Annotated in this window: 26 protein-coding genes; 15 read left to right on the forward strand and 11 right to left on the reverse strand. The window is 39.6% G+C overall.

What is annotated here, in order from left to right; translation table 11 throughout:
* Positions 1-18: 18 nt before the first annotated feature.
* Positions 19-615, forward strand: a complete 597-nt coding sequence (locus MMU05_RS14795) for a methyltransferase (protein WP_241142452.1) — start codon at positions 19-21, stop codon at positions 613-615.
* Here MMU05_RS14795 and MMU05_RS14800 read toward each other — a convergent pair.
* Positions 604-1,383, reverse strand: coding sequence for an O-methyltransferase (locus MMU05_RS14800; protein WP_241142453.1), 780 nt, complete (start codon positions 1,381-1,383; stop codon positions 604-606). The genes MMU05_RS14795 and MMU05_RS14800 overlap by 12 nt on opposite strands.
* Before the next feature lie 2 nt (positions 1,384-1,385).
* Entirely contained in the window at positions 1,386-1,772 is a 387-nt protein-coding gene (apaG, locus tag MMU05_RS14805) for a Co2+/Mg2+ efflux protein ApaG (RefSeq protein ID WP_113924789.1), read from the reverse strand.
* Between the two features lie 78 nt (positions 1,773-1,850).
* Between apaG and ung the strand changes: the two genes are divergently transcribed.
* Complete coding sequence (gene ung / locus MMU05_RS14810; protein WP_241142454.1) at positions 1,851-2,513, forward strand: uracil-DNA glycosylase; 663 nt, start codon at positions 1,851-1,853, stop codon at positions 2,511-2,513.
* Between the two features lie 77 nt (positions 2,514-2,590).
* On the opposite strand, the gene MMU05_RS14815 is transcribed toward ung, so the two are convergent.
* Positions 2,591-3,508, reverse strand: coding sequence for an SMP-30/gluconolactonase/LRE family protein (locus MMU05_RS14815; protein WP_241142455.1), 918 nt, complete (start codon positions 3,506-3,508; stop codon positions 2,591-2,593).
* An 8-nt stretch (positions 3,509-3,516) separates the two neighbouring features.
* Positions 3,517-4,473: an endonuclease/exonuclease/phosphatase family protein gene (locus tag MMU05_RS14820; RefSeq protein ID WP_241142456.1), complete on the reverse strand. Its 957-nt coding sequence runs from the start codon at positions 4,471-4,473 to the stop codon at positions 3,517-3,519.
* A gap of 82 nt (positions 4,474-4,555) precedes the next feature.
* Between MMU05_RS14820 and MMU05_RS14825 the strand changes: the two genes are divergently transcribed.
* The 5 genes from MMU05_RS14825 (at position 4,556) to MMU05_RS14845 (ending at position 9,008) form a co-directional block, all read left to right on the forward strand.
* Positions 4,556-6,112 (forward strand): AbgT family transporter, encoded by a 1,557-nt coding sequence (locus MMU05_RS14825; RefSeq protein WP_241142457.1) that lies wholly within the window; start codon positions 4,556-4,558, stop codon positions 6,110-6,112.
* A gap of 589 nt (positions 6,113-6,701) precedes the next feature.
* Positions 6,702-7,130, forward strand: a complete 429-nt coding sequence (locus MMU05_RS14830) for a hypothetical protein (protein WP_241142458.1) — start codon at positions 6,702-6,704, stop codon at positions 7,128-7,130.
* A gap of 114 nt (positions 7,131-7,244) precedes the next feature.
* Positions 7,245-7,673 (forward strand): hypothetical protein, encoded by a 429-nt coding sequence (locus MMU05_RS14835; protein ID WP_241142459.1) that lies wholly within the window; start codon positions 7,245-7,247, stop codon positions 7,671-7,673.
* A gap of 156 nt (positions 7,674-7,829) precedes the next feature.
* Entirely contained in the window at positions 7,830-8,258 is a 429-nt protein-coding gene (locus tag MMU05_RS14840) for a hypothetical protein (RefSeq protein WP_241142460.1), read from the forward strand.
* A gap of 318 nt (positions 8,259-8,576) precedes the next feature.
* Positions 8,577-9,008 (forward strand): hypothetical protein, encoded by a 432-nt coding sequence (locus MMU05_RS14845; RefSeq protein WP_241142461.1) that lies wholly within the window; start codon positions 8,577-8,579, stop codon positions 9,006-9,008.
* A gap of 27 nt (positions 9,009-9,035) precedes the next feature.
* Here MMU05_RS14845 and MMU05_RS14850 read toward each other — a convergent pair whose 3' ends face one another.
* Both MMU05_RS14850 and MMU05_RS14855 read right to left on the reverse strand, forming a co-directional pair.
* On the reverse strand, positions 9,036-9,233 hold the full coding sequence (locus tag MMU05_RS14850) for a hypothetical protein (RefSeq protein ID WP_241142462.1): 198 nt from the start codon (positions 9,231-9,233) through the stop codon (positions 9,036-9,038).
* A 15-nt stretch (positions 9,234-9,248) separates the two neighbouring features.
* A complete protein-coding gene (locus MMU05_RS14855) occupies positions 9,249-9,821 on the reverse strand; it encodes an AAA family ATPase (RefSeq protein ID WP_241142463.1) in 573 nt (190 codons plus the stop codon).
* 535 nt (positions 9,822-10,356) lie between these two features.
* On the opposite strand from MMU05_RS14855, the gene MMU05_RS14860 reads away from it, so the two are divergent.
* Entirely contained in the window at positions 10,357-10,803 is a 447-nt protein-coding gene (locus MMU05_RS14860) for a hypothetical protein (protein WP_241142464.1), read from the forward strand.
* Positions 10,804-11,111: 308 nt separating this feature from the next.
* Here the strand turns inward: MMU05_RS14860 and MMU05_RS14865 are convergent, their stop codons facing one another.
* Positions 11,112-12,008, reverse strand: a complete 897-nt coding sequence (locus MMU05_RS14865; RefSeq protein ID WP_241142465.1) for a hypothetical protein — start codon at positions 12,006-12,008, stop codon at positions 11,112-11,114.
* 48 nt (positions 12,009-12,056) lie between these two features.
* Between MMU05_RS14865 and MMU05_RS14870 the strand changes: the two genes are divergently transcribed.
* From MMU05_RS14870 to MMU05_RS14900, 7 genes are all read left to right on the forward strand, one after another.
* Positions 12,057-13,142, forward strand: a complete 1,086-nt coding sequence (locus MMU05_RS14870; protein ID WP_241142466.1) for an oxygenase MpaB family protein — start codon at positions 12,057-12,059, stop codon at positions 13,140-13,142.
* 80 nt (positions 13,143-13,222) lie between these two features.
* A complete protein-coding gene (locus tag MMU05_RS14875; RefSeq protein ID WP_241142467.1) occupies positions 13,223-13,558 on the forward strand; it encodes a DUF2752 domain-containing protein in 336 nt (111 codons plus the stop codon).
* On the forward strand, positions 13,551-13,946 hold the full coding sequence (locus MMU05_RS14880) for a TM2 domain-containing protein (RefSeq protein WP_113924798.1): 396 nt from the start codon (positions 13,551-13,553) through the stop codon (positions 13,944-13,946). Before MMU05_RS14875 ends, MMU05_RS14880 begins: the two co-directional genes overlap by 8 nt.
* Complete coding sequence (locus MMU05_RS14885; protein WP_241142468.1) at positions 13,939-14,883, forward strand: DUF4097 family beta strand repeat-containing protein; 945 nt, start codon at positions 13,939-13,941, stop codon at positions 14,881-14,883. The genes MMU05_RS14880 and MMU05_RS14885 overlap by 8 nt, the downstream gene beginning before the upstream one ends.
* 538 nt (positions 14,884-15,421) lie before the next feature.
* Complete coding sequence (locus MMU05_RS14890; RefSeq protein ID WP_241142469.1) at positions 15,422-17,230, forward strand: T9SS type A sorting domain-containing protein; 1,809 nt, start codon at positions 15,422-15,424, stop codon at positions 17,228-17,230.
* A gap of 307 nt (positions 17,231-17,537) precedes the next feature.
* Positions 17,538-18,308 (forward strand): hypothetical protein, encoded by a 771-nt coding sequence (locus MMU05_RS14895; protein ID WP_241142470.1) that lies wholly within the window; start codon positions 17,538-17,540, stop codon positions 18,306-18,308.
* A gap of 54 nt (positions 18,309-18,362) precedes the next feature.
* Positions 18,363-18,572, forward strand: a complete 210-nt coding sequence (locus MMU05_RS14900) for a T9SS type A sorting domain-containing protein (RefSeq protein WP_241142471.1) — start codon at positions 18,363-18,365, stop codon at positions 18,570-18,572.
* Between the two features lie 76 nt (positions 18,573-18,648).
* Here MMU05_RS14900 and MMU05_RS14905 read toward each other — a convergent pair whose 3' ends face one another.
* From MMU05_RS14905 to MMU05_RS14920, 4 genes are all read right to left on the reverse strand, one after another.
* Positions 18,649-18,975, reverse strand: a complete 327-nt coding sequence (locus MMU05_RS14905) for an AbiU2 domain-containing protein (RefSeq protein ID WP_241142472.1) — start codon at positions 18,973-18,975, stop codon at positions 18,649-18,651.
* Positions 18,976-18,982: 7 nt separating this feature from the next.
* Positions 18,983-19,207 carry a hypothetical protein gene (locus tag MMU05_RS14910; RefSeq protein WP_241142473.1) on the reverse strand — a complete coding sequence of 75 codons (225 nt, stop codon included), beginning with the start codon at positions 19,205-19,207 and terminating at the stop codon, positions 18,983-18,985.
* Positions 19,208-19,264: 57 nt separating this feature from the next.
* Positions 19,265-20,341, reverse strand: coding sequence for a hypothetical protein (locus MMU05_RS14915; protein WP_241142474.1), 1,077 nt, complete (start codon positions 20,339-20,341; stop codon positions 19,265-19,267).
* A 171-nt stretch (positions 20,342-20,512) separates the two neighbouring features.
* Positions 20,513-20,971 carry a response regulator transcription factor gene (locus MMU05_RS14920; RefSeq protein ID WP_241142475.1) on the reverse strand — a complete coding sequence of 153 codons (459 nt, stop codon included), beginning with the start codon at positions 20,969-20,971 and terminating at the stop codon, positions 20,513-20,515.
* Positions 20,972-21,858 lie beyond the last annotated feature (887 nt).

A 21,858-nucleotide genomic window follows, 5' to 3' on the forward strand; every position in this document is an offset into this window, starting at 1 on the left:
TTAAAATTAATGAAATTTATGTCAAATATCCTTGGGGAAGATTATTGGACTTTGAGATATCAGCACAATTCCATTGGTTGGGATGTAGGTGAAGTTACGAAACCAATTAAGCAATATTTAGACCAAATTGATAATTTTTGGTTAAAACTACTTATTCCAGGCGCAGGAAATGGCTATGAGGCCCAATACGCACTTGAAAAGGGGTTTTTAAACACTAATATCTTAGATATTTCGTCCTATCCTTTGGAGAAATTTCAACTAAAGCACGGCGGTTTTCCCAAAAGCCAAATCCACCATACCGATTTTTTTGACCATTCGGGTCAGTATGACCTGATCTTGGAACAGACATTTTTTTGTGCCCTGCAGCCTTCACTCCGGCCTGAATATGTAAAAAAGATGAGCACTTTGCTAAAGCCGGGAGGTAAATTGGTCGGACTGCTGTTTGACCGACAATTTGAGAATCAGGGTCCTCCATTTGGAGGAGATGGGAAGGAATACAGGGCATTGTTTGAACACGAATTTAACATACTCCAAATGGAGGCATGTTATAACTCCATTCCGCCAAGGCAAGGACAGGAATTGTTTTTCATTTTACAGAAAAAATCAATAGTGTAGAATATAATGGGATTTAGTAAGGGTTTTGTCAAAAATCAAGATACCGCATTCAAAAAAATCGAGGCTGATGACCACTTCAGGATGGGATTTGATTTCTTCCCAAGCTTTGTTCATTTCTTTTGACCAATGAATATCTGCAATGGCGAGGATGCTGCTTTCTTTGATTTTTGGCAGCAACAATTCAAAATAATCGAAGGTAGCCCGGTAGGTATGGTTGGCATCCAATAGTGCGAAATCTACAGGATGGTTTTTTTCTAAGATATAAGGAAGCGAATTTTTCAAATTACCCAATACATAATGTGTGTTTTGGGGTTTTTGGAATTCCTGGGCCTTTTGCCAAAGCGCAACCGAACCTTCAAAAGTAAACAAAGTGCCTTTGGTAGCTTTGGCCAAATAACGGGTATTGACCCCAACGCATGTTCCCAATTCAAATACGTTTAGGGCGGGGGTTTTGGAACAAAAAAATTGGTAAAGCTGTGAAAATTTGCGAGGGCTGGTACTGTATTTGGTGACTGAAGAAATTTTTCTTGTGGGTGTGGTTAATTTTTTGGAACCGGCTCCAAAATCCTCGATTTCACAGGTTTCATGGTTGGCAAGAAGGACTTTTCTGAATTCCTCAATTTCGAGGTCTTCATTTTTTGACTGTTGGAGATGGCCCAAGAGGCCGTTGTAAATATCAAAAACAAAAGGCGACTGAATCGCAAACTGGTCTTCTTTGACCAGCCAATAACGCAAAAAGGAGAGGAATGGATATAACTGCTGCTTCAAGTTTAATTGTCGAAGATATCCGCAATCAACTGAAATTCAGGAATTTTTACTTCAAGAACTTTTCCGTCAAACAACTTTTCCATATAAAAAGAACCCCTCATTTTTCCCAAGCCTGATTTTAGGTTACAGCCCGACACATATTCATGGACGTACCCCGGCTCGAGGATAGGCTGTTGCCCGACTACTCCGTCACCCTGAACAGTTTTGGCAGCATCACCGGCATCAAAAATCTCCCATTTTCTTCGCATCAGCTGTATGGTATGCGGACTGTTGTTTTCTATATTTACTTTGTAGGTAAATACATAATGATGTTGGTGGGGACTTGAAAATTCTGCCTGATAGGTGACTTCAACAGTGACTTTAATTCCTTGGGTAACAGCTGTAACCATTTCTTTTTATTTTATTGGGATTTAAAAATTCGAAAACTTTGCCTTAATTCCAAATTATCTTAATAATACGATACAAAAATGGATGTAAAAATTGAAACAGGGTGGAAAAATCTTCTTGAGGAGGAATTTTCAAAACCATATTTCATTGATCTGGCAGGATTTGTTAAATCAGAATACCAGAACGAGGTGATATATCCTAAAGGTAAAGAGATTTTCAATGCCTTTGACCATTGTCCTATTGAGAAACTGAAAGTAGTCATCCTTGGTCAAGATCCCTATCATGGACCGGGTCAGGCGCATGGACTTTCTTTTTCTGTGCGGGAAGGTATTCCATTTCCTCCCAGCTTGCTCAATATTTTCAAAGAAATCAACCGGGACCTTGGTCAATCTATGCCTCCCCATGGTGACCTGACCAAATGGGCCGATCAGGGCGTCTTGCTGTTGAATGCCACCCTTACGGTGCGTGCACATCAGGCAGGATCTCACCAAAACAAAGGTTGGGAACTGTTTTCGGATGCTGTCATTCGGAAAATTGCAGCGACCAGGCAGAATATCGTCTTTATGCTTTGGGGTGCGTATGCTCAAAAGAAAGCGGCATTTATCGATGAAGAAAGGCATCTCAAACTCCATGCACCCCATCCAAGTCCGCTTTCGGCACACAGGGGTTTTTTGGGATGTGGCCATTTTTCCAAAGCCAATGAATACCTTAAAGAAAAGGGTATAGGGGAGATTAGGTGGTAGTAGTCCACAGTCCATAGTCGACAGTCGACTGTGGTCAAATTCAGGGATTTTACAATTTTACAATCTTAAAATCCTTTTCACCAAACCCCTCTCACTTTCATGTCTAGGGTATATACTTTGTCGGTGGCGGTAATGAACAGGGTATTTCGCTCAGTTCCACCGAAAACCACATTTGCTGTCCATCTCTCCGGAAGGGGAATGTAGGCAATCTGCTCTCCTTTTGCGTTGAATACGGTGACACCTTTTCCGGTGAGGTAAACATTTCCTTTGTTGTCGATGGTCATTCCATCTGATCCCATTTCACAGAATAACTTCCTGTTTTTTAGGTAGCCATCCTCTTCGATTTCATAGACGTAGGTTTTGTTGTCACCAATATCGGCAACATACAATTTTTTGCCGTCGGGTGTTCCGACCAAGCCATTTGGTTTGACCAGCTTTTCGTCTACCCTAAAAAACTGTACCCTGTCCGGAGCCAAATAGTAAAGATGCTCGCCATCCTGCTCCATTTCCTGACTTCTTCCAGTCCACCAAGGTCTTTTGTACAAGGGATCGGTGAGGTACAGGCCACCATTTGGAGCAATCCAGACGTCATTTGGTCCATTCAGTTTTTTCCCCTTGAAGTTTTCGATCAGGACTTTTGCATTCCCTTTGTCATCTACGGCGATCAGTTGGTTTTCTTGGTCCGCACAGGAAATCAAAATGTCTTTTCTGTCAAAATACATTCCATTGGACCTTTTAGTACCTTCTTTGAAGAGGGTCACTTCATTTCTTGTCGCTGACCATTTGTAAATTTTGTCGTTTGGTTGGTCGGTAAAATAGATGTCACCGTTGCGGTGGACTGCGGGTCCTTCCGTAAAGGTGTAGCCTTCACCTACTTTGACCAATTCTGCGTTTTTGGCAACGACACTTCCTCTGTCAAATTCTTGGGATTGGGCATTGCTCATGAAAATGACAGCTAGGATTGCACTGAAGAAGTATTTTTTTGAGGTTATCATAGGGTTGTTTATTGGGTAATAAATTCAGTCCAAAGTGGAAAATGATCAGAAAGGCGGAAAGATAATTGAGAAATTGTATAGTTCCTATCCTTGAGTACATGGTCGCGAAAATCCACTATCCCTCCCTGCACATACTTCAGGTTGATGTTGTTTTCAAACCACGCCACTTGGTCGTAAAATGTATTTGTTTTTTTGAAAACGGTCCTGTCTTGTTGCTGAAGGTCATCCGGGATAAAAAGTCCGGTAGAAATGAAAGCATCAAAGGTCGGATCTCCCTTTCGCATCAGGTTAAAATCCCCCAAAGTCAGCAGGCTGTGGTTCCATGAAGCCATCTCTTTTGACCAATCCAAAATCCAGTCGGCAATGGCTTGGATCTCACCAACCCGATCTTGTGATTTTGAACCAAAGAGGACATGGAGGGTCAATAACACAAAAGTACTTTTGCCGGCCTTGAAACTCACCCCATAGGGAGTCCTCGCAAATTGGCGCTTCAGGGCATCGGTATGGATTTCCTTGTTTTTCTCTAAAACCTCATCGGGAATGACGATCTCGCAGGCAAGTCCGGATAATTTTACTTTCCTGGTATCAAAGATAAAGGCAAGCCTTTCATTGTTTCCCTTGGATCCTGCGGTGACATCTGTCATCAAAAAACTCCAGTCTGAACCCAACAGGTGCATGGTTTCCCTTAATCCTTTGAAGTTTCCCCGCACTTCCTGAACCGCGACGATGTCAAATCTTTTGATGATCTCGACAATGCAAAGCAGCGCATGGGCATCTCTTTTTGGGGAGTCATTTTCCTCGGATTGCCATTTCATGGTGATATCGCCAAACATCCGGATATTCCACGTACAGATCAGGACGTTTTTGTCCAGTTTTTTGGCAGGGATGGTATAATCCAGAAATCCGCGGAAGGCATCTAATTCGTCTTGTATTTCTTTTGGAGGGGAAAATAGATTGATTGACATCTTAAAACAGAGAAAGAATTAGAAGAATGATATGAAAATTGCAAAAGCTTACTATTTTTATCAAAACCCAATTTAATTGTTTATGACCAATATTGAGAAAAAACCCAAAACCTTTTTGGACAGATTTTTGGATTTTATTGAAAAAGCGGGAAACAAGCTCCCCGATCCTGCAATCTTGTTTTTGATCCTGATGCTCTTTACCTGGGTGCTCTCCGCCTTGCTATCACCGATTGACTTTGGCGCTGTAGACCCGAGAAGCGGGGGAGAGCTTCGGATCCAAAACCTTCTGACCGGAACCCAATTCGCAGCATTTTTTGCGAATATGACCGGCGTATTTATCAATTTCCCTCCTTTGGGAGTGGTGTTGCTTGCGATGTTGGGAGTAGGGGTGGCTGAACATTCCGGATTTATCAATGCAGGATTGAAGTTTTTATTGGGAGTCACACCCAAAATGTTGCTTACACCGATTTTGGTTTTGGTGGCCATTGTCAGCCATACTGCTGCAGATGCGGGGTATGTATTGGTGATTCCGCTGGGTGGCGTAATTTTCTATGCAGCCGGAAGACATCCACTTGCAGGCATTGCGGCAGCTTTTGCGGGAGTTTCCGGAGGATTCAGCGCCAATTTTATTCCCTCGAGCATTGATCCGCTGATACAGAGTTTTACCCAATCCGCAGCACAGATCATCGATCCGGAGATTGTGCTTAATCCGTTGAACAACATCTTTTTTACGGGCCTTTCAAGTCTCTTGGTCGTCTTAGTAGTCTGGTTTCTGACTGACCGGGTGGTAGAACCACGGTTGAACAAGAATGTAATTGTAGATGATAATCTTCAGGACATTCCAAAGATAGAAGTCCTGAACTACAGGGAGAAGAAGGCCTTTTGGCTAGCATTTGGTATCATGTTTCTGTGTGTTATGGGTTTGTTTTTTTGGGCTTATCCACTGGACTCGGCTTTGAGGGATGCCACTGGTGAGATTACCTCAAGGGATGCCCCGCTGATGAAATCCATTGTGCCTTTGATTTTTATATTATTCTGGATTCCGGGATTGATCTATGGATTTGCGGCAGGGACGTACAAGAATATGAAAGATATGGTCGCTTCCATGAGCAAAGCCATGGGAAGTATGGCGTATTATATTGTCATGGCTTTTTTCTGTGCCTTGTTTATTGATGCTTTTGGCAAATCCAATATCGGGGCACTGACTGCGCTAAAGGGTGCCAATTTCCTCCAGTCTTTGAATCTGCCCTCCCAAATCACCATCGTAGGCATCGTGATTTTGACATCCTTGGTCAATCTATTGGTGGGTTCGGCTTCGGCCAAGTGGGCCTTGATCAGTCCGATATTTGTGCCGATGCTGATGCAGTTAGGCATATCTCCCGATCTTACCCAAGCTGCTTACCGTGTTGGGGACTCGGTTTCCAATATCATTACCCCTTTGCTGCCATATTTTCCCTTGATCGTGGTATTCTGTCAGCGGTATGTCAAGTCCACCGGGATCGGAACCCTGGTTTCGATGATGTTGCCCTACTCACTTATGCTCTTGGTAACCTGGACTTTGTTCTTGCTGATTTATTGGACATTGGGGATTCCACTCGGGCTGCAAAGTACCTATGAGTATGTGATGGCGGTGCCGTGATTTATTGGTGATTAAATGGATTGAAGGCAGTTACTGACATCTAAGGCTAGATCTTTATCAAATCCGATATTTATTGATATTGGATATTTATTGATATTGATTTAAAATCCATCATTTTTATCTGTTTAATCATTTATTGGGATAAGCAATTAAAAGCTTAAAAAGTCTAAAAGTCTCAGTATTGCTAAGGAGGTTTTTCATGATGGTATAGTCCTAGGTGTCTTCATATTTGACTTTTTTGATGATTTTAGAGACCTGAAAAATAATAGCTTCAGGTAAGGTCGAAACAATAAATAATTAGTAATTTTTGCTGATTTTAAGTTAAATTTTTTTTCTTTCTTTTTTTTAGTTTTTTGTAAATTTGAATAGAGCGATTGACTTTTAAATGATATGGGCATTTTATCAATTTAATTTTATCAATAGCTTTTGTATTTTAGAATGGATATTCTAAATCAACGGATTGTTTAATTTTAATATCCGATTAAATCTGAATTTAGGGATTGGTGGTTCAAGAAATTTCATTGGACTTGTTTCATTTTGTAATTTTTAGAGTTGTTGATACCAAAGGATGACTTTTAAAGGATAGGCTATGAAAACTTTTAAATTTCTATTATTCTTTCTCGTAGTCGGTCTATTTCTCATGACCTCGTGTAAAACCTACCAAAGTCTTCCGAAAGGCAAGGGTAAAAGCCAAAAAATAGACTATTCAGTTCCTGATGGCCAATTTCAGTTTGAAAAAGGGGAAGTTTATAAAATTTGGATGAATGACAGTGTTAGAGAAATTGAATTTATTCTCTATGAGGTCAAATCTGACAGGTTGGTAGGGGTGGTGGAAAAAACGGACCTTCAGCAAACCAAATACCTGGATAGGGTTGAAATCCCTTTTGATCGAATAAATCACATTAAGGTTAAAAGGGAATTTATAATTGGAACCGTTGCGATGGGAGGAGTATCGCTATTGGTATTATTAGCCTCACTAACGGCTCTTAGCGTCATTATTGGTGCTATTTTTTTATGAAAAATGATCATTGATTTGGGGTGGCTTTGACGATCCATCTTAGAATCGGATTGAAGAAGAAATTAGGTTTTTATAGGAATGAGTTTTTATCTGGAAACTTTATATGAAGAAACCATGAAAAGAAAATTTGAAGCCAACGGATTGAATTTGATTTTGATATTTCTCCTACTGACAGTGAGCTGCAAAAGCTATAGAAATGTCGAAAAACTGCAACCGAAAATGAAAAAAAACCTAGAGGGTTATTTTGTTGCAGAAAGTGAATTTGAGAAAATCAAAAAGGGAGAAAAAATCCTTGTTAAACTTACCTCAGGAGAAAAACACTATATGTATTACGCTTCTTTTGAGGAAAAAATCTTACGCGGGCAGGTTTGGGTTGTCTATGGTCCTCGGGTGAAAATAAACCCTTCTAACCTGGAAATACCCTTAGAAAAAATCTACAAGATAAAGGTTTTGAGGTTTGATCCAGGATTGACGATAGGAATACCTGTGGGAATATTGGTTGGTTTTTATATCGCAATGATTATTTCATATTCACAATTGTGACGTTCTCCATACCCGTAATATCAGGTAAACAATAAGGCGTTAAATTGCAGGTTAAAAAGTGTGCTACAAAGTGTTGAAGCTAAATGGTTTTTGTATGATTGGCTACAAATTTTTGGATAGCGAAGGACCCCTACCTTTAACCAAATTTTTAAAGTCATGAAAAGGAAACCTACAGAGAACTCATTGAATTTGATATTTGTGCTGATTATTTTGACTCTCAGCTGCAAAAGCTATAGAAATGTAGAAAAATTGGAACCAAAAAGTAAAGTAAACCAAGAAGGTTATTTTGTTGCAGAAAGCGAATTCAATAAAATCAAAAAGGGAGAGAAAATCCTGGTAAAACTTATCTCCGGAGAAAAATATTATATGTACTATGGTTCTTTTGAGGAAAAAATCCTTCGTGGGGAAGTCTGGGCGGGCCACAGTGCTTTAGGAAATACAGAACCTTATGATTTAGATATCCCATTTGAAAAAATTTTAAAGGTTCAAGTTTTAAGAAAGGATTTACGGGCAGTCGTACTTTGGGCAATATCTGGAGTTATACTTTTAGTATTCTATTTACCGGCTATTAACATGATAAAATAATGCACTTAGTTTAAAGAATTAATCAAGGGCAATAATGGTTTTCCGGAAGGTTTTTATCCAATTCTAAATGGCAACTAACTCATTTTCCCACAGTTATTCAAGCAACAAAATTTCAATATTCTGATATTAGATATCAGGAAAAGATAATTTGAAACCAGCAGTTTGAATATGATTTTGATGCATTTATCAAAGTCAGTAAAAAGTAAAAGCTATCGTTATTTTGAAAAATTGGAACCAAAAACAAAAAGAAATCAAGTATACTTTTAACTTTATTGGAAGTCACTTTATTAAGATCTCTCATCTCCGTTTATTCCGTTTATGGCTGTTATTTCCTCAAGTACAACGAAAAGCATATTGAGAATTTATGTTATTTTGATTTTGGTTTTCAGCTTTTCGCTGTTTTCCTGCACCTCCTATAAAAATGTGGTTCAGTCTTCAGGACCGGATAAATCCTCAGGAATACCTTTGGAAACTCTCCAACCTGGAGATAAGGTCAAGATCACCAAAAAAGATGGCTCTAAGGTTTACTTAGTATTTGAAAGGGTGGAGGACAGTCAGATTTTTGGTGAAATCCGCCGTGATTCCGCTGCTTCGGGTAGTTTCGAGCACTATAATTCTTCTATTCCCTTAGAGGACATCCAGCAAATTGAGCTCAAGAAATTCAGTTTGGGTAAGACACTTGGGATTCCATTAGGAGCGGCTGCCCTTATATTTGTATTCTATATTTTGGCCTTTGGAGGTGCTTTTTAAGTTTGACTATTTTGATATAAGTGCTCCTTACAAATACCTCAAAAATGCCTCAGGGTTGTTGAGGAAGTTTTTCATGATCGTAAAATGCTCTGTGTCTTCGTAATTGACCTTCTGTATTTTTTCTGTAAACTGATAAATCGTCGCATTGGGCAAGGTCATCAGAATAGGAGAGTGGGTAGCAATAATGAACTGGCAACCGTGGTTTTCTGACAGATTTTTGATCAAAGAAAAAAGCGCCAACTACCGCTGTGGCGAGAGCGCAGCTTCCGGTTCGTCAATCAGATAGATTCCTTCTGCCTGTAACCTTCCCTGCAATACTTTCAAAAATCCCTCTCCGTGGGAGACTTCTGTCAGGTCCCCGTACTTGCGAAGCAAAGCTTCCTTTTGACCATGGACAGCACCGACGGCCAACTTCAAGCCTGTGCCGCTCAATTGCTTTTCAAAATCCACAATGTCTCCTTTGAATTCTTGGTCGATATTCCTGAGGCGCTTTACAAATCCAAAGTAATCCTCGGCCCTGAAAAAGAAACCCCGATAAGCCTTCTTCTTCCAAGAAGTAATGATGGCTTCGCCGAATGCTTTTACACCTTCCAACGTTTCATCCCTTTCCAAATCATTGCTTCCGATGGCAGGAAGGTTAAGCTTGATTGCCAATGCTTTAAGCAAGGTAGATTTCCCTGACCCATTCTCTCCAACAAAAACCGTGACAGGGGTATTAAATGACATGGAACTCAACTCCCTGAATGCCGGTAAGGTAAAAGGGAAGTGGGTTTGTGGTCCTGAAGGAAGGTTGATTTGGCTGAGGTAGTACATGGTTTGGGAGGATTCTTTTAACTACGGGGATAGATTTTTTTTTGTTGTAGTGGTTGTCCTAATTGTTGTCAGGTTTTCATTGTTGTTGGGTTGTAATGGTTGTAATTGTTGTCAGCTGCGCGTTGTCAGGTTGTCAAGTTGGGGCGCCGTCATTCTGAACCGTAGCCTGCGAAGGTGAAGAATCTCTTTCAATTTTATTGTTGTAATTGTTGTCTGCTTCGCGTTGTCGGGTTTTCATTGTTTTAGAGGAATCAAGTCTTTCATCTTGTGTCTTACATCTTGTGTCTTATTTTGACAAGTTACTTTTTTAACCAAAATCACCGAAGGAATCGAAGGTTTCTTTTTTTCTTTTAAAAGGTGTTGGATTCTATTTTAGATGAAAATCAGTGAATATTCCAATGAAAAAATAGGGAAAAGTGATTTTTAATAAAATAAAAAATCATTGTGGTTCAAATCAATTATTTAAAATTTGGAATGCCCGATCCAAGTAATACCCTCTTTCTAATTTTATCAGGTAAATAAAACGACCCGAACTATGGAGGACAAACTAAAACTTCTCTGTCTGTTTTTTGGACTTTTTTCCTTGTCTTGTACTAGGTACGAGGACTTGTCCAAGATATACAGGCTACCTCCATACGTTTCTTTTTCGGGATATGATACTTTGGTACATTTTCAGGAAAACAAAGAATACCACCTCACTTTGCTGGACAAATCAGAGTTTTATTTTTTGGTAGATAAAAAGTCGAAGGAAAGTATTTCGGGCTATATCACTCCGGAACGGCCTCGGTTGGAATTTCCAAAAGACAAGTACCATGAGGTAAAATTACAACATATCGTCAAGGCTAGAGTCAGGGTATTTGACAGGGCCAAAACCATATCCATGTTTGCTTTATTATTCGGGACTTTGATCCTTTCGGCTGTATTCATCATTATCCTTCTCGCAAAGCCTGCCAATGAATCAGAAAGATTTTGGATGTTTTAAAAGGCTGTTGGAATTTGTTTTGATACTTGTTACTCAATTCTTTGTTCAAAAATGATTCCTCCTACTTCCCAACTTCCCACTTCCCAATCTCCAACTTCTTTAAGATTTCTCCCTCTGCTCGAAATGACAATGATAGGTATACTTTGTTTTGGACATTATTGATTAGGAGAGGCAATTTCATAGATCTTTAGTCCTAGAAATTTTAATTTCTATGCCAATTCTTTAATTATTCCACAACTCCCATCATCGGTCATCCGTCATCGGTCATCCGTTAAATCCTCCTACTTCCCACTTCCCAAATTCCCACCTCACTTCCTCTCCATCACCACCACCAACTTCTTCAAATCAGCCGAATAGGCCATTCGGGTAATGTTTTGATAATCTTCCAGGAAAATGGAACCCGCTTTTTCCCATTCGGTTTGTTCCGCTTTTCTGACATAGAGGTCATTTCCTTTGCCCATCAGGAGAAGCTGGTTGTCAAGCCAAATGAAGTCCTCCGAACCGGGGAAAGTGAAGCCATAATCGGTGTGGGTTCTTTTTTCAATATCAAATCCTTTGATGGCGTAGGATTTCACTCCATCCACTTCTTTGCTGACGTTTTTGTCGATAAAGGTGATTATGCTGGTCTTCGGTCTTTTTTTCACCGATCGACCGACGTTTTCGCTGATAGTGAACAGCTCGGATTTGCTGTAAGGATAGACGAGTTTATTGGGTTGGCCGAGGACAAACATAGCCGCTTTGTTGTCATACCAATCGTAATAGCCCACCGGTTCGATGTCGTCGTACAACAACTCCGGTTCCCCAAAATTGGTGGGGTAAAGCCACAGGCGCTGCTTGCCGTCCGGTTCGACGGTCACTGCTGATACATACAGACCACAATCCGTCAGGGAAGGTGAAAATTCATTCCTGTCCGAAGTCTTGGTGAGGTTGGTAAACTTATCTTTCTCAAAGTTGTAGATGATGATATCGTTGTTTCCCTTTTCATCCACCGCCGAAAACGCCATCTGAACCTCATTGATGAAAGCAGGCTGATTGTCATACAGCGGTCTGTTGGTAATCAAGGTTATAGTATTGTAATCAATAGCCAATTTTCCACCCGATTTTTTGACATCTATGGCAATGAGGTCAAAACTGCCTTGGGCAAAAGCATTGATTGACAGTAAAATACAGAGCGAGATAAAGGATAATCGTAATTTGAGATGCATAAGCATAAGTTTTCGGAAACTAAATTACAAAATCGGGGTTAGACTAAGGTGGGAAAATTAAGTTTATATACCAATAAAAATCTGGATGCGCTGAGGTCAAGCGGCGATAGCTTGGCAGATCAGGCAGTTGGTTTTTTGGTCAACCAACCTGATTGGTGCGAAAAAATCAATTCTTGGAAGGTTCTTCCCACCGTCGAAGAGTCGGTTAATTTTCCGGAGGAATTGAAATCCTTTATTCAATTTTTTCATACTCAACCTGATTTTATTTCCCCTGAAAAAATCAGAACTTCTCAGAATTTTTTTGACAAAGAAGGAAATCTCTACCTGTCACTTTTGGGTTTTTATTCTTTGCCTTATTGCTATGCTTTCGCTGACGGTGCCCAAGTCCTGGTCCGCTCCAAAAGAATCACCGAAGAAGTGGGAATGCGGCTTTCGGAGACTGCCTTGTTCCTGTTGGATTGTTTTGTTCCCGGAACATTTATCGAAGAGAATAAGTCGTTGTTGACCATTGCGAAGGTGCGGTTGATCCATGCCTTCAGCCGGTATTTTGTTTCCAAGTATGCCAAAGACTGGAATCCGGATTGGGGATTGCCCATCAATCAGGAAGATATGATCGGTACCAACCTAGCCTTTAGCTTGTTGGTGATGCGGGGAATGGAGAAGCTCAACCGATTCCCGGGTTTGGAAACCCACGAGGCAGTTTTGCATTATTGGAAAATCATCGGCCATTATTTGGGAATTGAGATTGCCTATTGGCCGGAAACTGCCAAGGAATCCTTTGAATTGGAGAAACTCATCCGCAAACGCCACGTCCGACCTTCGGAAGCCGGAAATACCTTGATCAGGTCTTTGCTCGGTTTTTATGAAAAGTCCATTCCCGATTCCGCCTTGTCTTCACTCTCCGAAACCTTGGTCGCCTATTTTGTAGGAAAGGAAGTGGCGGGTGTTTTGGGGATCAAAGAAAAAGCAAAACTCCCCAAAAGTGTCTATGCTTTGGTGTTGGATTTTAACTTTTTGAAACAAAGCGGAGGAAATCCCTCGTATCTCAAAACCAGGACCCAGTTTTTGGAACAGAGTAAAAGTCAATTCGGCAAGGAACTCAGGTTAAACCTCCCGGTCCCCAAGCGTTCATAATCGAACACTTTTTTGTCCGTGTGCGTGTCAGGACATTTTAGGAATACGTTAATTTAGGTTAAAATCGCGCTTTTTACCTTATGGCATTCTTTTCGTACTTTCAGATTCAAATGAAAAGAATCGATACCCTCATCCGCACATTCCCTTTGGAATTGGTCTTTTGGATCGGAGCCCTTATCGGCATCCTGTTCATTGACCCTTATGGCGCCCAGCATTTCACCCTTTGCCCTTTGGAGAACCTAGGCTTCCATTGGTGTCCGGGATGTGGATTGGGACGGGCCATGAGTCTACTGACCAAAGGGGACATTGCAGCATCATGGTCCATGCATCCGCTAGCCATGTTTGCCTTTGGTGCGATCGGTTACCGAATTTTCGAATTAATCAGACACTTTAAAACTACTAATCACTATGGCTAATGTATTGAGACACCTTCCGGAGCTTGAAGGTATGGAATTGGGTTACATTCAGGGAATCCTGAAAAATATGGATGACGATCAGGCAAATCTTTTTGCCCAAGTGTATCGCGCCAGAAGAAAAGACAACCAAATGGTATTGATCCTTTGTTTGCTCGGTTTCTTCGGATTTGCCGGACTCCACCGCTTTATCCTCGGACAGATCGGATTGGGTATCCTCTACATCCTGACCCTGGGATTGTGCTTTATCGGTACCATTGTAGACTTGGTCAATTACAAAAGTCTTGCTTACGAATACAACATCAAGGTGGCACATGAGACGCTGTCCATGATGTCTAACAATACCAACTATTTCCCAAATGTCAATACCAAAACAGGCGACAATGTATAAGGGAATCAAATCAATAGGCTTGATATTGGGAACCGGTTTTCTCCTTGCATCCTGCGGTGCACCGGAGAAAACCGTCACCCGCGACTATGAAGAAACCTTCCAAGGTGTCAAAGAAATAGAACTCGAAGGACAGTATCTCGAAGTGACGTATGAGGGAAAATCAGGAGAAACGGACGTTTACCTCAACGGTTTTCTTGAAGCCGCAGAGAGTTCGGGTATAGAAATCACCTACCGCCAATCAGGTTCCAAACTCACCATCGAAGTGATTGGTGACCAAAACATTGGATGGAACTTTGGTAATCAGACAGAGGGTTACATCAGCCTTACCGGTCCTGAAGACATCAAACTCAACCTGGTCAACGGTTCGGGTTCGATCGAAGTCCTCAATGTCGTTCACGACGTCATCGACCTGAAAGTCAACTCCGGCAGTATCAAAGCCACGGCGCTTGAAGTCGGTGTTATCAACCTCAATGCTTCCTCAGGAAGTATCAAAGGAGAAGCGCTGACCGGAAAGGTCAACACCAAGGTCAACTCCGGCAGTATTGAACTCAAGGAAGTCGTCGGAGATATCGATGCGGTCGCTTCCTCAGGAAGTCTGAAATTGGAAGACGTCAAAGGTGTCGTGGATGGCAAAGTCAACTCCGGCAGCATGAAGTTCATTAACGTCACCGAATTGGGAGACCTGACCGCCAGTTCGGGGAATATCAATGCCGAAAACTCAGGATTGGGCAGCAGGACCTCGCTTCAGGCCAACTCCGGCAGCATCAGCATTCAGACATCTTCTGACCTTAAGGCCTTTAACTTTGACCTCAAAGCCAACAGCGGCAGCGTCAGGGTAGGGGAACAGGATTCTGACGACAAACTCAACCTCAACAATGGCGCCTCCAGCACCGTCACCGGAAAAGTGAGTAGCGGGAGTATTAAGATTGTGAATTGAGGGGAAAAGGTTAAAAGGTTACAAGGTTTGAAAAGTTGGAAGGTTGAAGGGATTGGAAAATTGAAAAATTTAAAAATTAGAGACTCCGAAAAATTTATAAATGAAGAAAAGCCATTGGCCGAAAAGGGTCAATGGTTTTTTGGTTTTTAAGGGTTGGTGATGGTAAGGTTCCCAAAAGGCCAAAAAAAACTTAATACCATCAAGGTCGTTATGATTTTGATATTTGCCTTCTCGCTAGAAAAGCAGTGTTTATTGAATTAAAAATGGATAATTGGAAAAAGGATTTTCAGAAATGTATTTTTTTTTAAGCCTTTTTTAGAAAAATAGCCTAATTTAAAATCTGAATACTTCTTACGTCAATCTTTCTTGATCTTTGCAAAGAAAAGGAAATCATCCAATCCTCCGGATTTTCTTCATTTGGTCCTGAATTAAACCCAAATAACCGAGTTAACTAGTGGCCAATTTTAACCGCACGATTGACCCCCATCATATAAATTTTTGGACCTTGTGGTTAGGGATCTTTTGTTTGGGCTTTTGCATGCCAATTGGGTCCCCTGCCCAAACAGGTCCGGGTGGAGTTGGGAATGCTACCAACAATGTTCTTTGGCTGAGGGCTGATGGCAGCAATTACGCGGACGGTGATCAAGTCAGCATTTGGCTTGACCAATCTGGGAATGGCAATCATGTCGAGCAGCCAAATGCAGCTCAGCAACCTATTTTTTATTCAGGATTGATGAATGGTTATCCCGTAATAGAATTTGACAATAACTTCACGGCAGGCCAAAACGATTTCCTAAGAAACCTTAACCCTTTCAATCTTGACGGTACTCCAGGACTTACCATTTTTACCGTCACCAGGAGGAACGCTCTGGGAGATGCACGTGTCATTATTTCGAAAAGAGTAAATGTAGATGATAATGCCTCTTACATGGTCTTTTTCTTTAATAGCAACTTTTTAAATGTGGATATTGTCAACCTTGACAACAGGTTTACAACAGGACCAACGGGTTTTTCAAATGGTGCAAATTGGCTTTTATCTGTAAGATATGACGGAACTTCACCTATTGGGCAGAGGTCGAGGGTGTATAATGGCGAAAACCTCGTTATCACTTGGACAGAAAACGCAACCTCTATACCTACTAACAATTCCCCTTTGGTAATCGGCGCGACCCACATCGGGAATAACCGCCCTTTTGGAGGAAATATGGCTGAGATTATCCAATATAGAACCGCCGTTAATGTTGCAGAGAGAATCATTGTCAACAACTACCTTTCCGCCAAATACAATATTGTATTGGGTATCAATGACGTATATGTCATGGACGATCCGGCAAATGGCAATTATGACCATGAGGTGGCCGGGATTGGTAGATTTGACGTCTCAAATATGCATTTGGATGCCCAAGGAACAGGATTGGTCAGAATCCTGAATGCATCCAATCTTGGCGACAATGAGTTTCTGATGTGGGGTCATGACAACGGCATCGCACAAGCAACAGAGTTTATCGATGTTCCTGGGATTGTGGAAGCGAGGTTTAATAGGGTGTGGCGTGTCAGTGAAAGAAGTACTGCGGGAGCTGCAGTAGATGTAGGCGCAATAGATCTGCGGGTAGACTTGAATGGATTGGGTGCTATCGATGTGGATGACTTGGTATTGCTAGTCGATACTGATAATGATGGGGCATTTCAGGATGAAACAGCCATTTCGGGAGCGATAGATTTGGGTGGGGATATTTATCAATTTACCGGAGTGACTGCTTTGGCAGATACCCGGAGATTTACTTTCGGGACAACAGATGCAGCTTTTACCCCATTGCCTGTTGACCTGATAACATGGGAAGGAAGCTGTGAGGATGGAAAGACGGTACTGAAATGGGTTACAGCCCAAGAAAAAGAGAATGACTTCTTCACCATCGAAAGAAGCTTGGATGCCAAAAACTGGGTGGAAGTTGTGAAAATAGACGGTGCCGGAAACAGTGAAGTCCAATTGGAATATGAATTCAAAGGTTTGGAGTCAATCCCCGGAACCACATATTTCCGCTTGAAACAAACCGATTTCGATGGGACATTTGCCTATTCCAAAATAATCCGGGTGACTTGCCAAGAAGAATCCAAATTCAGCCTGACCGTGTACCCAAATCCCTCCAACGGCATCTTCAAAATCAACCTTTCCCAAGCAGGCGCTGAAATTAGCATATTCGATTCCACAGGTAAACCCGTCTTCCACCAACAAGTCCAAACCCAAGAAACCTTCATAGATATATCAGACTTTCCGTCCGGGATTTATTTTTTACAGGCTTGGAATGGGCGGGAAGTGGTAGGGAAGAAGGTGGTGGTGGAGAGGTAGGGAGAGAGATTGAAAAATTGATAAATTTTGAAATTAAGAAAAGCCTTTACCCTAATCAGGTCAATAGATTTTTGTGATTTGATTTGTGCCTTTTGTTTTAGGGAACCTAGATCTCACCGGAATTCGATATTTGATTTTTATAGAATGAATATCTTCCATCCCTTAATGAACATTAAAGATGTTTCGTGAGAATGTGCAAAATTGATAACTGTAAGGATAGAATAAATTTCAAAAAGTTTTAATTTAGAGAAATTTGATTTTAAATGTTTTTGGAAAAGGAAATATCTCATAAAAACAAAAGGTAAATATGAAAATGCTTAAAGTCTACGAAGATGATGGCAGTTGGTACAGAATGTTCATAGACGACAAAGTTGAATATGTTAACCCGATAAATTATTTTAAAGAAATTTCCTTTATATCCTCATTTTATAGAATGCAGGATTTATTGGCTGATAAGCTCAAAGATTATCCAGAGAAAATCAAGAATGAAGTTTTTTATAAAAAATTGATAGAAGATTGGGAGGCACATTTTGTTAAAATTACGGAGGAGGAGCTGGATAAAGATTTTTTAGAATTATTGTCCTCCAAAAAGAAAAATGATCAACTGAGATTGTTAAAAGGGAAATTTTTTAATAGGAACTCTCTACTTAAGCTTATTTTTCAATCATTTAGTGAATTTAGATATACTTTTAGCAGATATACTTCAGAAAAACTTCCAGGTAATTTAAAGCAATCGCAGTTACCAATAATTATTGAGCTGAATGAAGATCAAGAAACAGTCACTTTTATCGGTGAAACCTCATTAACAGAAGGAGAACTCAAAAATGTGATAAATCATAGGAAAAAGATTGTTGCCAACTTCTTGGATAGAGGAAATGAGTGGCATTGTTTCTATTTAACCTATAAAGCCCTAGCCGGGAAAGAAAGCTGGAATAGCGGAACACCTCATTATCATTACATAAGTGATAAGTTTGGGATTTCTCGGGAAAAGCTGGTTGAGGGAATAAAAGAAGGAAAAATGCCCAGTTCACCTATTCATATAGGATTGAAAAATTACAGAGATAGCTCTGAAGAGTAATATTACTTTTGCCTATAAAAGTAATCCCTGTGCCAACAAGAATCCAAATTCAGCTTGACCGTCGCCCCCAATCCCTCCAACGGCATCTTCCAAATCAACCTTTCCCAAGCTGGCATTGAGATCCATATTTTCGATTCCATGGGCAAACCTATCTTCCAACAACAAGTCGAAACCCAAGAAACCTTCATCGACCTATCCGGATTCCCTTTCGGGATTTACTTTTTAAAGGCTTGGAATGGGAGGGAAGTGGTGGGGGAGAGGTAGGGAGAGATTAGAAAATTGAAGATTGAAAAATAGAGTGGGACGGTATTAAAAAGATTCAGCCAAGATGGGTCATTTTTTATTTAGCATAATTTTTTAAGAATCCTTTTGTATTACTTCTTGGAAAAAGATCTGGGAAATCCTCTCCAGCGATGGCAAATATTCGGATGGTCAAATCTTTGATTTTTTCTAGAAATAGGCTGAACTCCTTTATTTCTAAATCTTTGAACAGAGGAATAGAATTAGGTGAGATTTCGAAATCGCCATCAAAGTGGGCCAGTTTTTTATCCCGCCATTTAATTAGAAATGAATATTCTGCTCCATTTCTAAACTCATTAATCTCTTTAATGAATACATTTTTTCTTTCATCAGTAAGATCTTGAATTTCAATAAGAAATTTTTCCAAACTTCCCTCATTCTGTTGAGGGTATTTTTTTTTTTGGAGGATTGTCCAATAATTTCAGAATTTCAATTACAAAAACATATTGAAGTGAGATTCTATAAAACCTAAATGTTGGGCTGCTTACAATTAGTAACTCCTTAGTTTCCAGAGTTGAAGAAAGAATATCCAATTCTTCCAATGCCCTACTTGAAAGAAAGTAACTCATTTTTATATAGCTAGTAGGGCCTGATTTCATAATTTTAATAATTGGAATTTAAAAAGTAATTTCAAAATATAAAATAAAGTTTAAGAATTATCTGACAACTTGTCCTCCTGCAACTACATTTTTATTTCTTAAACTGTCTTCTGAACTAAACGTAGCCACTATGAATGAGATTTTGATATTTTCCAAAAGAACAATTCCTAATGCAAGTTGTCCAAATGAAAAATTTGCATTTGCAATCCCAAGATTATCTCGAAAAACATCTGTTCCGTAAATTTTATTAACATTATAATTGAAATAAAAACGAAGTTCATTATTACTTACGGAGGCATCTCCATAAATGTCAATTCCAAAGGATCCACTACCTGCCCATTTATCAGTAGTTGTACCAAATGCGGGTAAATCGGCTGTTCCTCTTCCTATTAATCTTGAAATTAGATTATATTGTTGATTTCTAGAATGAAAATAAATTAATGGGTATTCAAGATTTAATACAGTATTACCACCATAGGTTACCAAACGCTGATAAGCTTCCTCTATTTTTCCTTCCTCTCTGTTGTCATTATTATTTCCTGATACCATTGAACCAAAACCTACTCTAAACAAACCTAAATTTCCACTTACTATTTCAGTAAAAATAGAAGCTGTATTTGAGCTAAAGTTTATTCCTGCATTAGTAAAAGTTTTAAATCTTTTTTGTTCATCAACATATATTATATCAAAAAATGCCCCTGAACGAACGGGACCAAAATTCAGGATATTGATACGCTTGAATTTCAAATAATCTTTTGTATAAAGATGATATAAACTATCTTGTTTGAAATCTAATGTTTTAATTTCTTTTTCAAGAATTTTTGTCTTTTCTGATTTAATTTTAACGGTGTCCGGGTGGAAAGGAGGATTACCATCTGATCCATCAGAATTAGAGTAAAGCTCGTTTTTTAAATAATTCAGTTCACTTTCTTTCGATTTTTTAATTTTATCGTAATAATTCCAATTAATTATCTCTATTGTTTTATAAACATTTTTTCCACGAATAACTTGGGATGTTTGGTTTTCCTCGATAATATTCGTGGATTGATTTAGGATTTTAAATCCATTTTGGGCACTTAGGATTGTTGTGCTTAAAAGAATTATTAGTGCTGAATTTAAGATGACTTTTTTCATTTTGATTTTTTACAATAAGATTTCATTTAATTTAACTTTCCTGAAATTCTCAGGGGACTTTAACTTTCTTGATCGTTTATTCAAGTGTGAATATTAGGTTAGAAAAAGCAACTAATTACGATATACAAGGTTGAAAAAAGGTTGATTTATCCTTATTCCCGTAAAAAACACCTATTTCAAGGCCAATACGATCTCCTTTCGGGAATTGATTTCCAATTTTTTGTATATATGGTTGATATGGGACTTGAGGGTACTGTGCTCGATAAAGAGGGTGGCACAGATTTCTTTGTTGCTTTTTCCTGCAAGGATATGATTGAGTACTTCTTTTTCTTTGAAAGAGAGTTGGTTGAGTCTGTGTTGGAGGGAGGATTCTTTGTTTTTTTCTTCTGATTGGAGTTTGTCCATCAGCAAACGGACTTTGGAATACTCTATCCTTGCCCAAGCTATGGATACTCCAAAAGAAGCGGCCATGATAAGGACAAGTACATACACAGTTTCATTCCATTCCAATTTGTCTGCGACTTCCCCGAAGAGGATGTACACTGCCCCCAGGAATAAAAGCGTAAATGAAGTTAGGAGGATTTTTTGGAACCTGAATAAGGCATCAGGATTGGCTAATAATGATCTCATAAAATGAAAAATGGTTAATTGGTGTGGTTTGATATGGGCAGGGATCGGTTCTGTTTGGCTAATCACAAAAAACTACCTAGATTTTTATCCTTTTCAGGATGGATTAAAAGACTTGAATACAAGCATCTGTTTGGCTAATACCCTAGTATCAAGTGTTTTAAAATTAGATAATATCCTTTAGAATTAAAGACACTTTATAAACATTTCTATAAAAATTAGAAATCGGCGGAGATGGGGGAGAATTCGGTAAGGGGGAGGGGGAATTTGGCAGTTATCAGTCGCAGTTTTCAGTGATCAGTTCTCAGTCACAGTTGGTAGGTGGGAAAAGTAGGGGATTTGGGGAATTTTGTACAAGGTATCATGTACAAAGTACCAAGTACGAAGCGGGGAAATAGACGCGAGAGCCGAGAAACGAGAAACGAGAGCCAAGTAGCGAGAGCCGAGAAGAATTGGGTACAAAGTATAAAGTACCAAGTACCAAGACTTTCAAAAATAGAAACAAGATCTGTGTTCATCTTTTTTATCTGTGGTTAAAAAAACTAGATCTGTTTTGGCGGAAACTATACTTACAATTTCCCATCAAATTAGCCAAAACCATATTCAATTTCACACTTCATTTTATTCTATAAATATGTTACCCCTTCGGGGTTTTTTCACGCTGACAACTAAAAAAAGATGCTAGACACAAGATGCAAGACTAAAAAATAGACACAAGATTCAAGACTTGATTACCCGACAACAAAATAAGACATAAGATTCAAGACACAAGATCCAAGACTTTCAAAAATAGACACAAGATCTGTGTTCATCTTTTTTATCTGTGGTTAAAAAAACTAGATCTGTTTTGGCGGAAACTATACTTACAATTTCCCATCAAATTAGCCAAA

Source organism: Cognataquiflexum rubidum (assembly GCF_022538115.1).
GTDB classification, from domain to species: domain Bacteria; phylum Bacteroidota; class Bacteroidia; order Cytophagales; family Cyclobacteriaceae; genus Cognataquiflexum; species Cognataquiflexum rubidum.

What these genes read in the sequence shown, in the direction of transcription:
- MMU05_RS14795 (WP_241142452.1), top strand. Translation starts at nt 19, where the DNA reads ATGTCAAATATCCTTGGGGAAGATTATTGGACTTTGAGATATCAGCAC.
- apaG (WP_113924789.1), bottom strand. Translation starts at nt 1,772, where the DNA reads ATGGTTACAGCTGTTACCCAAGGAATTAAAGTCACTGTTGAAGTCACC.
- ung (WP_241142454.1), top strand. Translation starts at nt 1,851, where the DNA reads ATGGATGTAAAAATTGAAACAGGGTGGAAAAATCTTCTTGAGGAGGAA.
- MMU05_RS14815 (WP_241142455.1), bottom strand. Translation starts at nt 3,508, where the DNA reads ATGATAACCTCAAAAAAATACTTCTTCAGTGCAATCCTAGCTGTCATT.
- MMU05_RS14820 (WP_241142456.1), bottom strand. Translation starts at nt 4,473, where the DNA reads ATGTCAATCAATCTATTTTCCCCTCCAAAAGAAATACAAGACGAATTA.
- MMU05_RS14825 (WP_241142457.1), top strand. Translation starts at nt 4,556, where the DNA reads ATGACCAATATTGAGAAAAAACCCAAAACCTTTTTGGACAGATTTTTG.
- MMU05_RS14830 (WP_241142458.1), top strand. Translation starts at nt 6,702, where the DNA reads ATGAAAACTTTTAAATTTCTATTATTCTTTCTCGTAGTCGGTCTATTT.
- MMU05_RS14835 (WP_241142459.1), top strand. Translation starts at nt 7,245, where the DNA reads ATGAAAAGAAAATTTGAAGCCAACGGATTGAATTTGATTTTGATATTT.
- MMU05_RS14840 (WP_241142460.1), top strand. Translation starts at nt 7,830, where the DNA reads ATGAAAAGGAAACCTACAGAGAACTCATTGAATTTGATATTTGTGCTG.
- MMU05_RS14845 (WP_241142461.1), top strand. Translation starts at nt 8,577, where the DNA reads ATGGCTGTTATTTCCTCAAGTACAACGAAAAGCATATTGAGAATTTAT.
- MMU05_RS14855 (WP_241142463.1), bottom strand. Translation starts at nt 9,821, where the DNA reads ATGTACTACCTCAGCCAAATCAACCTTCCTTCAGGACCACAAACCCAC.
- MMU05_RS14860 (WP_241142464.1), top strand. Translation starts at nt 10,357, where the DNA reads ATGGAGGACAAACTAAAACTTCTCTGTCTGTTTTTTGGACTTTTTTCC.
- MMU05_RS14865 (WP_241142465.1), bottom strand. Translation starts at nt 12,008, where the DNA reads ATGCATCTCAAATTACGATTATCCTTTATCTCGCTCTGTATTTTACTG.
- MMU05_RS14875 (WP_241142467.1), top strand. Translation starts at nt 13,223, where the DNA reads ATGGCATTCTTTTCGTACTTTCAGATTCAAATGAAAAGAATCGATACC.
- MMU05_RS14880 (WP_113924798.1), top strand. Translation starts at nt 13,551, where the DNA reads ATGGCTAATGTATTGAGACACCTTCCGGAGCTTGAAGGTATGGAATTG.
- MMU05_RS14885 (WP_241142468.1), top strand. Translation starts at nt 13,939, where the DNA reads ATGTATAAGGGAATCAAATCAATAGGCTTGATATTGGGAACCGGTTTT.
- MMU05_RS14890 (WP_241142469.1), top strand. Translation starts at nt 15,422, where the DNA reads ATGCCAATTGGGTCCCCTGCCCAAACAGGTCCGGGTGGAGTTGGGAAT.
- MMU05_RS14895 (WP_241142470.1), top strand. Translation starts at nt 17,538, where the DNA reads ATGAAAATGCTTAAAGTCTACGAAGATGATGGCAGTTGGTACAGAATG.
- MMU05_RS14910 (WP_241142473.1), bottom strand. Translation starts at nt 19,207, where the DNA reads ATGAAATCAGGCCCTACTAGCTATATAAAAATGAGTTACTTTCTTTCA.
- MMU05_RS14915 (WP_241142474.1), bottom strand. Translation starts at nt 20,341, where the DNA reads ATGAAAAAAGTCATCTTAAATTCAGCACTAATAATTCTTTTAAGCACA.
- MMU05_RS14920 (WP_241142475.1), bottom strand. Translation starts at nt 20,971, where the DNA reads ATGAGATCATTATTAGCCAATCCTGATGCCTTATTCAGGTTCCAAAAA.